At 69.7% G+C, this 12,495-nt stretch carries 13 protein-coding genes and 1 pseudogene; 6 read left to right on the top strand and 8 right to left on the bottom strand.

Features of this window, described 5'->3' with window-relative positions; all coding sequences use genetic code 11:
* Positions 1–67: 67 nt before the first annotated feature.
* On the bottom strand, positions 68–1,585 hold the full coding sequence (locus AB0N89_RS40095; protein WP_364216684.1) for a PQQ-binding-like beta-propeller repeat protein: 1,518 nt from the start codon (positions 1,583–1,585) through the stop codon (positions 68–70).
* 81 nt (positions 1,586–1,666) lie between these two features.
* On the bottom strand, positions 1,667–2,350 hold the full coding sequence (locus AB0N89_RS40090) for a helix-turn-helix domain-containing protein (RefSeq protein WP_364216681.1): 684 nt from the start codon (positions 2,348–2,350) through the stop codon (positions 1,667–1,669).
* Positions 2,351–2,494: 144 nt separating this feature from the next.
* Here AB0N89_RS40090 and AB0N89_RS40085 point away from each other — a divergent pair, with 144 nt between their 5' ends.
* Positions 2,495–3,310, top strand: a complete 816-nt coding sequence (locus AB0N89_RS40085) for an oxidoreductase (RefSeq protein ID WP_364216678.1) — start codon at positions 2,495–2,497, stop codon at positions 3,308–3,310.
* Here AB0N89_RS40085 and AB0N89_RS40080 read toward each other — a convergent pair.
* Both AB0N89_RS40080 and AB0N89_RS40075 read right to left on the bottom strand, forming a co-directional pair.
* Positions 3,307–3,528, bottom strand: a complete 222-nt coding sequence (locus tag AB0N89_RS40080) for a hypothetical protein (RefSeq protein ID WP_364216675.1) — start codon at positions 3,526–3,528, stop codon at positions 3,307–3,309. The two genes, AB0N89_RS40085 and AB0N89_RS40080, sit on opposite strands and share 4 nt — an antisense overlap.
* A 41-nt stretch (positions 3,529–3,569) precedes the next feature.
* Complete coding sequence (locus tag AB0N89_RS40075; protein WP_364216672.1) at positions 3,570–4,187, bottom strand: TetR/AcrR family transcriptional regulator; 618 nt, start codon at positions 4,185–4,187, stop codon at positions 3,570–3,572.
* 67 nt (positions 4,188–4,254) lie between these two features.
* Between AB0N89_RS40075 and AB0N89_RS40070 the strand changes: the two genes are divergently transcribed.
* From AB0N89_RS40070 to AB0N89_RS40055, 4 genes are all read left to right on the top strand, one after another.
* Positions 4,255–4,896, top strand: coding sequence for an MSMEG_1061 family FMN-dependent PPOX-type flavoprotein (locus tag AB0N89_RS40070; protein WP_364216669.1), 642 nt, complete (start codon positions 4,255–4,257; stop codon positions 4,894–4,896).
* A gap of 13 nt (positions 4,897–4,909) precedes the next feature.
* Positions 4,910–5,815, top strand: coding sequence for a PDR/VanB family oxidoreductase (locus AB0N89_RS40065; RefSeq protein ID WP_364216666.1), 906 nt, complete (start codon positions 4,910–4,912; stop codon positions 5,813–5,815).
* A 46-nt stretch (positions 5,816–5,861) separates the two neighbouring features.
* Positions 5,862–6,818: an alpha/beta hydrolase gene (locus tag AB0N89_RS40060; protein ID WP_364216663.1), complete on the top strand. Its 957-nt coding sequence runs from the start codon at positions 5,862–5,864 to the stop codon at positions 6,816–6,818.
* An 88-nt stretch (positions 6,819–6,906) separates the two neighbouring features.
* Positions 6,907–7,203: a DUF1540 domain-containing protein gene (locus AB0N89_RS40055; RefSeq protein WP_364216660.1), complete on the top strand. Its 297-nt coding sequence runs from the start codon at positions 6,907–6,909 to the stop codon at positions 7,201–7,203.
* 113 nt (positions 7,204–7,316) lie between these two features.
* Here AB0N89_RS40055 and AB0N89_RS40050 read toward each other — a convergent pair whose 3' ends face one another.
* The 4 genes and pseudogenes from AB0N89_RS40050 to AB0N89_RS40035 form a co-directional block, all read right to left on the bottom strand.
* Positions 7,317–8,012 carry a VCBS repeat-containing protein gene (locus tag AB0N89_RS40050; RefSeq protein ID WP_364216657.1) on the bottom strand — a complete coding sequence of 232 codons (696 nt, stop codon included), beginning with the start codon at positions 8,010–8,012 and terminating at the stop codon, positions 7,317–7,319.
* Positions 8,013–8,176: 164 nt separating this feature from the next.
* The gene (locus AB0N89_RS40045) at positions 8,177–10,357 is read right to left on the bottom strand and encodes an RICIN domain-containing protein (protein WP_364216654.1); all 2,181 of its coding nucleotides are present in this window, start codon (positions 10,355–10,357) and stop codon (positions 8,177–8,179) included.
* Between the two features lie 159 nt (positions 10,358–10,516).
* Positions 10,517–11,398 (bottom strand): AraC family transcriptional regulator, encoded by an 882-nt coding sequence (locus tag AB0N89_RS40040; protein ID WP_364216651.1) that lies wholly within the window; start codon positions 11,396–11,398, stop codon positions 10,517–10,519.
* Positions 11,399–11,416: 18 nt separating this feature from the next.
* Positions 11,417–11,674: pseudogene (locus AB0N89_RS40035) on the bottom strand (glycoside hydrolase family 15 protein); the annotation flags it as partial.
* Positions 11,675–11,899: 225 nt separating this feature from the next.
* Between AB0N89_RS40035 and AB0N89_RS40030 the strand changes: the two are divergent.
* A complete protein-coding gene (locus AB0N89_RS40030) occupies positions 11,900–12,331 on the top strand; it encodes a hypothetical protein (protein ID WP_364216648.1) in 432 nt (143 codons plus the stop codon).
* Positions 12,332–12,495: the final 164 nt, after the last annotated feature.

Raw genomic sequence — 12,495 nt, 5'->3', positions numbered from 1 at the left:
CGGCTACCCGAACCTCCGCAAGGTCACAGCGGGCCAGCAAAGCCGCGTTGATTTCGATGCGCTCGCATCAGATGACAACCCGGTACCGGCCGCCCGCCGTGACGAGCGCGTGGCGGCCGGAGCCGGAAAGCAGGCCGCCGGACAGCTCGCCGACCGGAGGCCACGAGATCGGGAGGGTGGACGACGGCGAGCCGTCGAGTTCCTGCCGATGCACCACCATCCCGCCGCCGGGCGAGCCGCACAGGCGCAGGTAGGCCGCCGGCGTGGTGGCCTGGGCCCGCCGGTCCGGGCAGGCCGCGAGGTCGACCGCCCTTCCGCCGTCCAGGGTGGCGGCGGTGACCTTCCCGCTTTCGTCGCGTTCCGAGACGGCCACCGGGCCGATCGTGATCCGCTTCGGCGCCTTGGGGTCCATTGTGGACAGCAGGCTGCCGGTGGCGGCGTCGAGCACGACATCGGCGTTCTCGCCGCTCGCGAGCCCGGAGTACCTCAGTGACAGCGAAACGGTGCCGCCGCCGGGGGAGGAGCGCAGGTAGAAGTCGGCCTTCTCGTCCGACGGCCTGGTCACCGGCAGCCGGTGTTCCCAGCGCGGCGTTCCGGTGCGCTCGTCCAGGCCGAGCACGCTGAGCCGGTCCTGGCACAGCAGCGGAGCCAGCACCACGTCACGGCCGCTCGCGGGCAGCGCGAACGGAGAGACACAGCCGGCGGGCGCTTTCCACGACCACAGCGGGCTTCCGCCGCGCAGGTCGAGCGCGTCGACGCGGAAGTCGTTGTCCCCCAGATAAGTGAGCGACGGCAGCACGGTGGCGGTCGGCGCGAGCAGGCCGGGGCCGTGCACGTCGTCGATCAGCGTCTCCTGGACCGGCGCCCCGGTGAACGCGTCGAGGACCGCGAGGTGGTGACGGTCCTCGACGCCGTCGCCGGGAGCGAAGACGGCCAGCAGCAGAAGCCTGTCCGGGGTCGGGACGAGCGCACGGACGTGGGCGCCCGGGCGGGCGTAGGTCCAGCGCACCGTGCCCGTCGGCCCGTCGAGCGCGGTGACCTCACCAGCCGTTCCGGCGACCGCGACCCCGGCGCCCGCGGCGACCACGTCGCGCACCGGGCTGGGCGGTGTCCAGCTCCACGGCGTCGCCGTCACCCGGTCGGCGAGCGGGGGCGCGGCGACGGCCGGGGCCGTGGTGGATCGCACGGCCAGTCCGGGCGCGACAGTCACCGCCGCCACCGTCCCCGCGGCGAGCACCACCACGAGCGGGACCGCGAGCCACCATCGGACGGGTCGTGGGAGCCCCGCCGCCACCAGCGTGACGACGGCGGCGACCGCGAGCACCGCCGTCGAACTTCCCGGGGTGCCGCTGCCGAGGTCCGCGCTCAGGCAGTAGATCGCCCAGCCCGCGGCGCCCGTCGCGCAGACCAGCGCGGAAACCTTCGCCCCGGTGGACTTCCCGAACGTCAGCAGCGCCGCGAGTACCGACGCCGCGGCGACCAGCGCCACTTCGAGATCCGGCCGGTCCGGGCGGACCGCCCCGCCGGGGAGGACCACCGCCAGCACCGCGCAGCCGGCGGCGAGCACCGCGACCACCGCTCCCATGCCTTCGCCTTTCAGCCTCCGCCAGTGTCTGCCGCCGGATCCTGACATGGCCGGATCCGGTGGGAGACCGTCGAAATGACGTCACCGCGGGCTTGTCCGCCGCCAGTGTTCGGCCGCCTCGCTCATGTCCTTGCGCAGATGCCGGAAGAACCGGCTCGTGGCCTCCAACCGCGCTCCGGCCGGACCGTCGACCAGCCCGGCGCCGCGCCGGGTGACGTCCGCCCACGCGGTCATCGCTTCGAGGCTGGCTTGCCAGGCCCGGTAGCCGAACTGGTCGTCGATGACGTAGCGCTGCCGCCTGCCCTCGCGTTCGCGGCCGATGAGCCCGCGTTGTTCCAGCCAGCCGACGGCCTTGGACACCGACGCGGGGCTGACCTCCAGCCGGGCGGCGAGTTCGGCGGCGGTGCTGCCGCCGGTGTCCCCGGTGAACAGGCAGGCCAGCACCCTCGCCATCATCGCCGGGACCCCGGTCGCGGCCATCATTTCGGCGAACTCGGTCTCGAAGTCCCGCACCGCCTCCGGGGTGCGCTCGACGGGTTCGGCGACAGGTGCCGGACCGGGTTTGCGGCGGCGCGCCCGCCACTGCGTCGCCTGGTGCGCCTGGCCCGCCCGGTAGCCGTGGGCGCCGCCGTTGCGCGCGACCTCGCGGATGATCGTCGACTTCGGGCGCCCCATCGCGCGGGCGATCGCGGCGTAGGTGAGGCCTGCCGTCAGACCCGAGGCGATCTGCCTGCGCTCGTCGTGGGTCAGGCGGTTTCCCGGCACCCGTCCTCCGGTCCCGGTGCATTCAGCTCCATGGTCATTGCATCGATTGTAAGCGTATTAGCTGCGAAGATGGTGAACTTATGTTGCCGTTCAAGGAAATCCGGTGTTTCGTGAGCGCTGAGGAGATCGGGAGGTGCACACGGGATGACGACCAAGGTCTGCCTGGTCACCGGCGCTTCGTCGGGGATCGGCCACGCCACCGCGCTGGAGCTTCTGCGCGCCGGGCACACGGTCTACGGCGCCGCGAGGCGAGTCGAGAAGATGGACGACCTCCGCGCGGCGGGCGGCCATCCGCTGAAGATGGACGCACGGAACGAGGACGATCTCCGTCGCGCGGTCGAGACCGTCCTCGGCGAGCGGCAGCGGATCGACGTCCTGGTCAACAACGCCGGGACCGTCCTGCACGGCGCCATCGAGGACGTCCCGCTCGACAGCGCGCGCGACCAGCTCGAAGTCAACCTCCTCGCGCCGGCCAGACTGGTGCAGCTCGTCCTGCCCGCCATGCGGGCGCAGCGGTCCGGCACGATCGTCAACGTGTCGTCGATCGGCGGCGAGATCGCCTTGCCGCTCGGCGCTTGGTACTACGCGTCGAAACACGCGCTCGAAGCCTTCTCCGACACGCTTCGCATGGAAGTCGAGCCTTTCGGCGTCGACGTCGTGATCATCCAGCCGGGCATCATCAAGACCGAGTTCGAGGACCGGACGTCCGCGCAGCTCCGGGAGATCTCCGGCGGCGGGGCGTACGGGGCGATGGCGGAAGCCATGGCGCGGCACGGCGAAACGGGACTCAGCGACGGCTCCGACCCCGCTGTCGTCGTGGACGCCATCCGCGACGCCATCGAGGCCGACCGCCCGGAAACGCGGTACGCCGTCGGCCATCTCGCCGAGAAACTGCTCGAACTCAACAGGACCCTGCCGGACCGCGAGTTCGACCACCTCGCCACGCGCGCGACGAACTAGCCCGTCCGGCGGCGGGCGCGGGCGACGCCGATCCACAGCAGAACCGAGACGACGGCGCCCGGCGCGGCCGTCAGGTACACCGGCCACGACCGGAAATCCGACACCCACAGCATGGCGACCAGGCCGAGGGTGATCAACGTCCACGCCAACGCGAGAGTGCCGCCACCGCGTCGCCAGCGCGCGGCGAGGCCGCGTATCCCGTTCTCTGCTCGGATCACACCGGTGAGTACCCGCTCAGCGCCTGGTCAACCCCGAAAAATCAGGTGCGGAGGTAACCGGTGATCATCGTCACGAGTTCGTTCTCGAGCCGTGTGAGGTCGATGGAGTCCGGCGCGGCGATGAGCTGATGCACGGTCAGCTCCACGGTTGACGTGACGAGCCGGGCCGCGGTGTCCTTGTCCTGGACCCGGACTTCGGGATGGGCGTTGAGCAGATCGAGCAGGTCGTCGATCATCTCCCACTTCACCTGGGTGACCCGCTCCAGTATTTCGCCGGAGCGCGGCGCCTGCTCGATCATGATCCGCAGCAGCTGCGGATCGTCGAGGTGGTTGTCGATCACCGTGCGCACGAACGCCCTGATGATGGTCTCCAGCGGTTCGCGCGACTCCTTGTACCGGCGCAGTGTCGCGGTGCCGCGGTCGCCGTCGAGGTGGCGGGTCAGCAGCTCGGCCAGGATCGCGTCCTTGTTCGGGTAGTACTGGTACAGCGAACCGATCGAGACGCGGGCCCGTTCGGCGATGCGGTTCGTGGTCCCCGCGGCGTACCCGAACTCGGCGAAAATGTGAGCAGCGGCGGCGAGGATGCGCTGCCGGGTCAGCTCGGCCCGGACCTGGCGCGGCTGTTTACGTGGCTGGATGCGGCGCTGGTCCGATGTCATGGCACTCCCGGTGAAGCGGCCTGAAAGCGAGTAGCGGCCAGGTTGAACAATTGCTCATAATTGTGCCATGACCAGCAGTTATCTCGTCAACGAGACGCGTCCGCGCCGGATCTCGTACGACCAGGTCCGCGCCCGGCTCGGCGAGCCGGAGGCGATGATCAAGGCGAAGGTCCACGACCGCGTCGACCGGCACGGCCATCGGTTCATCGCCCATTCCCCGTTCGTGGCGATGGCGACGGCGGACGCGACGGGCCTGCCCGACTGCTCGCCGCGCGGCGACTACCCGGGTTTCGTCAAGGTGCTCGACGAACGCACGCTGGCGATCCCCGACCGGCCGGGCAACAAGCTCGCCGACTCGTTCCGCAACCTCGCCGAGAACGACGGGATCGGGCTGATGTTCGTGGTCCCCGGCATGCGGGAGGTGTTCCGCGTCAACGGTCACGCGTATCCCACCGACGAGCCGGACGTGCTCGCCCGGATGCGCACCGAGGGCAAGGAGGCGGAACTGGCGATCATCGTCGAGGTCGCCGAGACGTTCTTCCACTGCGGACGTGCCCTGGTCCGGTCCCGGCTCTGGGATCCCGCGAGCCAGGCCCTGGCCGACGAATTGCCGTCCGCGGGCGAGATCGCCACCGAGCAGATGGGCCTCGACGTCGATCCGTCGGTGCTGGAGGAGATGCTCGAAACCAGCTACCGGCAGCTGTACTGAGGTGATCCCGGTGATGCAACAGACCATTCTCGACCGCGTCGAGCCGGTCGCCGAAGGCACCGTCTCCCTCGTCCTGCGCGGTGCCGATGGCCCGCTGGCCCCGTGGGAGCCGGGCGCCCACATCGATCTGGCGCTGCCGAACTGGCTGACCCGGCAGTATTCGCTGTGCGGGGACCCGGCCGATCGCGGCAGCTACCGGGTCGCCGTCCGGCACGACCGGCTCAGCCGGGGCGGTTCGGAATACATCCACCTGTTCCTGCGCGCCGGCCGCACCCTCGACGTCTCGGTGCCGCGCAACAACTTCCCCTTGCTGCCCGCGCCGGAGTACCTGTTCCTCGCGGGCGGGATCGGGATCACGCCGATGATGCCGATGATGGCGGCCGCGGTCGCGTCGGGCGCTTCAGCCAGGCTCGTGTACGTCGGCAGATCTCTGGCCGCCATGCCGTTCGCCGCCGAACTCCAGGCCGCCCACGGTGACCGGGTGCGCGTCCACGCCACCGACGAACACGGAAGACCCGATTTCACCGCGCAGGCGGCCGAACTCGGTCCACAAGCGCTGGTTTACTGCTGCGGCCCCGCTTCGATGCTCGACGCGGCCGAGGCGGCGTTCCCCGCTGACGGGCTGCACCTGGAGCGTTTTCGGCCGGTGGTGAAAGAATTCGCGCCCAATGCGCCGTTCGAGGTGAACTGTGTCCGATCAGGACGGACGGTGGCCGTCGCCGCGGAGGAGTCCCTGCTGGACGCGTTGAACCACGCGGGGTTCCGGATCCCGTCCGGGTGCCGTGAAGGGGTTTGCGGAAGCTGCGAGATCGGCGTCGTCGGGGGTGAACCGGAGCATCGCGACGACATCGGCGCGCCGCCGGGGCGCATGTACTGCTGTGTCTCGCGCGCGTCCTCGCGGCTCGACGTCGACCTCTGACCTCGCCGTATACGGGTCGTCGGCGCCGGATGACTAGGCTCGCGCGATGGCCGAGCCCGCATACGATCCCGAACTCGCCGCCGTGCTGCCCGCGCTGGCGGGACACGTCCCGGTCGGCATGACGGCGGAGCAGCTGGAGCGCTACCGGTCGTTGCGATTCCCGTCCGTCGAAGAGCAGATCGGCGACCGTCCGGTCACCTGGACCGATCACACGATCCCCGGCCACGGCGGCGCGGAGATCGTGGTCTCGGTCATCGCACGCGAGGACCATCACGGCGGTGGCCCGGGGATCTATCACGTCCACGGCGGCGGAATGGTGATGGCCGACCGGTTCGCGTCGGTGCGTCCGCTGATCGAGTGGGCGATGAAGTACGACGCGGTCGCGGTCACCGTCGAATTCCGCCGCGCGCCGGAACATCCGCATCCGGTGCCGGTGGAGGACTGCTACGCCGGTCTGGAGTGGATGGCCGCGCACGCGGACGAGCTGGGATTCGATCCGGAACGGCTGGTCGTCTTCGGCGGGAGCGGCGGCGGTGGTCTCGCCGCGGGAGTCACGCTGATGGCGCGTGATCGAAGCGGCCCCGCGCTGTCCGGGCAGTTGCTCCAGTGCCCGATGATCGACGATCGCAACGAGACCGTGTCGGCGCGGGAGTACGACAGCGTCGGCGTCTGGGACCGGACCAGCAATCTGACGGCGTGGACGATGGTCCTGGGGGAGCGGCGCGGTACGCCGGACGTCTCGCCGTATGCGGCCCCGGCGCGCGCGACGGATCTCGGGGGATTGCCGCCGACGTTCATCGACGTCGGCGCTGTCGAGGTATTCCGGGACGAGGCCGTGGCTTACGCGAGTGCGATTTGGGCCGCCGGCGGAGAAGCGGAACTGCACGTCTGGGGCGGCGCCTTTCACGGCTTCCACGACCTCGCGCCGGAATCCGCCGTCGCCCGATCGTGCCTCGCCGCCCGGGAATCCTGGCTGGAACGGCTGCTCGCGAGAGGTGAATGAATTTCTCCGAATTGCCGCGCGCGGAGAGCGGTGTAACCCTGGTCATACCGAACGACACCACCACCACCACGAAGTACAGGAGTCGTCCATGACCACCACGGAAATGCCCGCTGTTCACGAATGCACGGTGAGCGGCTGTTCCTACAACCACGACGGCTGTCACGCTTTCGCCATCACGGTGGGCGGCGGCAACGGATCGGCCGATTGCGGAACGTTCGTCCCGCTCAACACCAAAGGCGGACTCGATCGGGTGACCGCGCAGGTGGGCGCCTGCTCTCGGTCCGATTGCCGGCACAATTCCTCTTTGGAATGCACCGCATCGAGCGTCCGTATCGGACCGGGTGAAGGCGACCACGCCGCGAATTGCCTGACCTACGCCAAGTAAGCGTTGTCTAATCGCCCTCTGTCCGTGAAGGCCTCCTTGAGGGACCCAGAGTCCCTCAAGGAGGCCTTCACGGACTTGCGGTCCAGACCTAGAGCGGCCGGAGGGTGCGAGGGTCAGCTGCCGACCTGGTCGCAGCTGGCGGCGTCGGTCCCGAGCACCGGGTCGGTGACCGGGCGGTGGTCGATCGAGACGACCTTCTGCGTGGTCAGCGCACCGTCGCGCAGGGTGTAGATGGTGCGGCTGCCGCTGTAGGTGAGCTCATCGGCGGGCGCGCCGACGTTGTCGGCCTCGGAGGCGACGGTTTCGAAGGTGCGGCCGCCGCCTTCGAGCGGGGTGCACTGGTAGCCCAGGTGAGCCGCCACGCCGCCGCCCTCGGCGACCGACAGCGGCTTGCTGTCGTTGTCGACGACCTGGCTGAGGTTGCGGCCGTCGAAGTGCAGCGCGGTGAAGAAGGTGGTGTTGGCGCCCACCGACTGGGTGACGATGAGCTCGGCGCGGCCGTCGCCGTTGAGGTCGGTGACGCGCGGGGCCTCGAGCGGGACGGAGCTGTCCGCGCCGAGGTGGATCGAGGTGAAGGTCCCGTTCACCGTGGCGGAGATGACCTGGTCGTTGTCGCCGGTCAGCTGCGCGGTGACGGTTTCGATCTCGCCGTCGCCGTCGAGGTCCGCGACGGTGGTGACCGGGTCGCCTCCCGTGGCGGCCAGCGGGGTGCTCAGCGGGCCCGCCAGCGCGGGGACGATGGCCCCGAGGCTCAGCGCGGCGGCGACGCCGGTGATGGTGGCGGTGCGGACGATGCCGGTGTGCTTCATGGTGCTCTCCCTCCACGTTTCGGTGAGCTTTTCACCGAATGTGCTCTCACTGGGGGAGACGGTTGCGGATCATGGACGTGCATCGAGAGTGTGATGGGCCACACAAGAGCAACCGTGCGGCCCGCCACTCGAAGGAGGGACGGGCCGCACGAGGGGAAAGCGGACTACTTGATCGCCCACAACTGAAGTGCGGAGCCGGTGTCGGCCCGTTGCGTGACGGCCGCGCCGTCCGAAGTGGACGCTGTGGTCAGGAGGAGGCCTGAGCGGACACTGGAGATCTTGTAGGTCCCGTCAGGCTGTTTCGTCGCGGTCCAGCGCTGGTTGGGACCGCCGCCGCACGTCCACTGGATGACGCGCGCGCCCGCGCCGGTCGCCCCGCCTTCGACGTCGGCGCACAGCTTCGAATGCGTGTTGGTCAGTGTGTAGGAACCGTCGGACTGCTTGGTGAACAGCCACTTCTGGTTGGCGCCCTGGTTCGGCGTCCAGGTGACCAAGGGGGTCCCGGTCGACGTCGACGAGTCCGGGTCGTCCAGGTTCTTGCCGGACGCGGCCAGCGTGTGGACGCCGTCGAGGCCGCCCGCGCCGGCGTCGGTGAACTTCAGGGTCTGCTCGGCCGCGGTCCGCCCGCCGCCGACGGTGTTCCCCGACGTGTCGGTCCAGGAACGAAGCGGAGTGGTCTCCGCGAGTCGCGACGTCTTGCCGGACAGGCCGAGCACGAGCCCGCTGTAGCGGTTCACCAGCCGGAAAGTCGCGGAGTCCGCAGTGGACCGGATGACGAACCACTGCTGGCCGACCGTGGTGGACGACGAGACGGTGGGCTTCGCGCCCCACGCCCGGCCCGCCTGCACGGCGTCGACGCCGAGGGCCTGGCCCGTGGCGGCGTTGGTGACGCGGTACGAGCCGTCGCCGTCGGAGGAGAATTGCCACGCCTCGCGGTCGGAGCCGGTCGTGCTCGCGACGGACGTCGTCGCGGTTCCGTTGCCCTGCGCGAGAACTCGGCCGTCGCCGAGGCCGATGCGGTACTTGCGTGAAGTGTCCACAGGGGACGGAGCGGGAGTGGACGAGGTGATGGTCTGGGTGGTGTACTCGCCGCCCGCGTCACCGGAACACGCCACCGCGCAGTACGACCTGAACTGCTTGCCGATGATGGTCGAGTTCGTCTTGTTCGCGGCGTCGACGAACCAGCGGTACCAGGACTGGTTGGTGTAGGTCCCGGTGTCGCCGATCAGCCGCCATTTCTGCGTCGTCAGGTCGTCGGTCACGTAGTACCGCTGGGGGACGACGCTGTCCACGGCCTCCGGCGCGCCGATGTACAGCCCGAGATGCGCGTTGTAGGCGATGTTCATGATGAACAGATCCGATTTGCGCGGCAGCTGACCCGCGGCGATCTGCTGGCTGACGTTGCCGGTGTTCGCCGGGTCGTAGTCGTCCGCCACGGGCGTGTAGCCGGTGTCGCCCGCCGAAGACACCGGGACCATGTTGCTCTCGCGGCCGCCGACGCCGGGCTGGGTCCAGCCGCCGTCGAACCACTTCTGCCACGAGCCCTTCGCCATCTTGGCCGAGATCGGCGAGCGGGCGACGTGCGCCAGCCCGGTCATCGGGCCGCCGGCGCCTGCCTTCGGCACGATGCGGGAGCCGTAGTAGACGTAGAAGTATCCGGAGGCGGTGTCGACGAACAGGCGCGGGTCGCCGTCGCCGTAGTCGAACGTCTGGTTCGGGAACGCCGACGTGTCACCGCGTTTCGTGCTGTACGGCGAAGTGATCGCGTGGTCCTTGATGGCCCAGGTCTTGCCCTGGTCCTTCGACACCGCCATGTCGATCGCGTCGTAGTGCGAGAACGAGTACGCGCCGAACGGTTCGGGCGTGAACTCGTTGTGGATCAGGCCGTACCAGTCGCCGGTGTCCGGATCGACCCAGGTGCCGACGAGGTCGCAGAAGTTCCGCTGCGAGTAGCCGGATCCGGCGGGCGGGTTCGTGGATTCCTTGCCGGTGGGGCTGTTGTTGCAGCGCCAGGTCGTGTCGTCGTTGCGGTCGGCGGAGTTGGCCGGGTTCACCGCCTTGCTGATCGGGTTCTTGGTGAAGCTGTCGAAATCGCGTCCGCTGTAGAAGTCCCACTCGCGCGGCTGGTCGGCGCCGTAGAGCGCGGCCGCCTGCTGGAAGTAGAACGTGCCGTCCTTGTCGACATAGCTACTCGCCGGGGTGTCGGTGGTCGGGCTGAACGACTTCTTGGCGTCGACCGTGATGGTGTACGTCGCGTTCGGCGGCGCGGCGTCGGACGACACCGGTACCACCGTGGTCGCCGCCACGGCCAACGCCGCGGCGCCGAGAAGAGGCAGGGTCCGCATGACTCTCTCCCAAGGGTGACCCGCACCACAGTTGGCGGGGCGGTCGCCGATGTTATGAACGTTACTGCGCGTAAGTCAACGATTTCGCTCAACTTCAAGCGTCGTTCATGCACTTTGTGCGCGGAAAGTCCAAGCGGCCCGTCACGGAAGTCCAAGGGGTCAGTCGGGCACCAGCGGCGGGTCGTCGGGAGGCGGGATCCGCGAACTCCAGCCGCCGGGGACGGCCTGGACGCGTGACTCGCGGAAGCGCCCTGGCGAGACCCCGACCCGGCGGGTGAACAGCCGGCTGAAATAGGCGGCGTCCTCGTAGCCGATGGCCTGGGCCACCTCCTGCACCGGCATCCGCGTGGTGGCCAGGAGTTCCTTCGCGCGGTTGAGGCGCAGCGTCAGCAGGTGGTCCTTCAGCCCCGATTCGGTGCTCCGGCGCACTGCGGCGCGGAGCTCCGGCAGCGTCATCCCGCGGCGGGCCGCGATCTCGGCGACGCTGATCGGCAGGAGCGCGTCCTTCGCCAGCGCCTCCAGCAGGGAACCGCCGCTGGGGGTGCTGTCGGCGCCCGCCCGCCGCAGCGCCACCAGCAGATGGTGCACCGCCGCCGAGGCGTCGACCTGGGCGAGCGGGCTGCCGCCTCGCGCGCAGCGCACGATCCGGCTCACGATCTCGCGGACGACCTCGACGTCGCCGAGCGGCACCACCGGCGTCCCGGGCGTGACGTAGCCGAGCTCGACGTAGGCGTCCACGGCGCTCCCGTCGAAGTCGACGAAGCACTCCTCCCAGCCCTGCCCGGGGTCGGGCGCGTAGTGGTGCCCGACCCCGGGAACGAGCCACAGCAGGGCGGGGGCGACGACCTCCTGTCGCTCCCCGCCCGCCACGGCGAACCAGCCGTGTCCCTTGGACACCACGACGGCCACGTAGTGATCGAGCACGCGAGGTCCGACGACGGGCAGGGCGCCGTGCTGGAGCCCGACCCCGAGGCACACCAGACCCAGCCGTCGATGCACGTCGGACGGTGTGAAGTACCGCATCCAGGTCCGGTAACCCATCCCCGCATCTTCGCGCAATCACCCCAGGGCGGCGTCGAGGGTGACCGCGGCGTCGATGAGCGCGAGGTGGGTGAAGGCCTGCGGGAAGTTGCCGAGCTGCTCGCCGCTCGGGGAGATCTCCTCGGCGTAGAGCCCGGCGTGGTTGGCGTAGGTCAGCATCTTCTCGAACGCCGCCCGCGCCTCGTCCAGCCTGCCCGCCCGGGTCAGCGCGTCGACGTAAGCGAAGCTGCACAAGGAAAAGGTGCCCTCCGAACCGGCCAGGCCGTCCGGGGACGCCAGTGCGCGCCGGGTCGAGGGTGATCACGAGGACCAGTGCGAGGAACACCGGCCCGACGAGCCAGGCGACCGCGTACAGCCCGGCGTGGCCGCGGCCCCCAGCGGCACACCAGCGCGCGAGGCAGCGGCCCGCCGGTGTGCCGCGCGTCCGAGGGAGGCCACGAAACCGGTGGCGCGCTGGTGTTCAGTCTTCCCGCGACAGTATCGAGCGATCGGCGGGATTCCTTGCGCTGTCCCGATTTCCGGCGACGGCGCGCCACCTGGCACCACTACTTCGACCTCAACCTGTGGGGCTTCCAGAAGGGCGGCGAGGTGCTCGACCGCCTCACCGAGTACTACCTGAACCTCACGCTCTGGTTGACGCTGCGGCTGGTCAAGCTGGAGGTGAACGGGCAGCTGCTCTGCTGGCTTTCGCGCAGCTTGAGTGTCCGCGGGGTGCTGCCGGAGGGCTACCGCGTGCCGGGGATCACCGCGGCGGGCCTGGTCCGCGAGGTCGCCGGGCAGGGTGTGCTGGACGACCTCGTCTGGCCGCTGGAAGGGACGCCGAGCGCGCCGGAAGAGCTGCTGCTGGGTGCCGTCGTCAAGGAGTCCGTCGCCACGCTGACCGGCGGGGACGTCGAAGGCCTGGGGGAGCTCATTTCGCAGGGCATTCGCTGACCGTTCGATGATGCACGGACCGCAAGCGACAAGGGCGGGGTGGCCGTTCGGTCGGGGTGGTCGTGAGTGGCGTTTCGGGTTCTAACCCGAAAAAAATAGGCATAGCCGCGTGGAGGGGAGGAGTGGGTAATAACGGGGGTTGATCTCGGTGGTAGCCGGGGAAA

It is taken from the genome of Amycolatopsis sp. NPDC089917, assembly GCF_040684635.1.
Taxonomy (GTDB): Bacteria; Actinomycetota; Actinomycetes; order Mycobacteriales; family Pseudonocardiaceae; genus Amycolatopsis.
The sequence above is the reverse complement of the archived record's forward strand: the minus strand, read 5'-3'. Positions and strand labels throughout refer to the sequence as shown.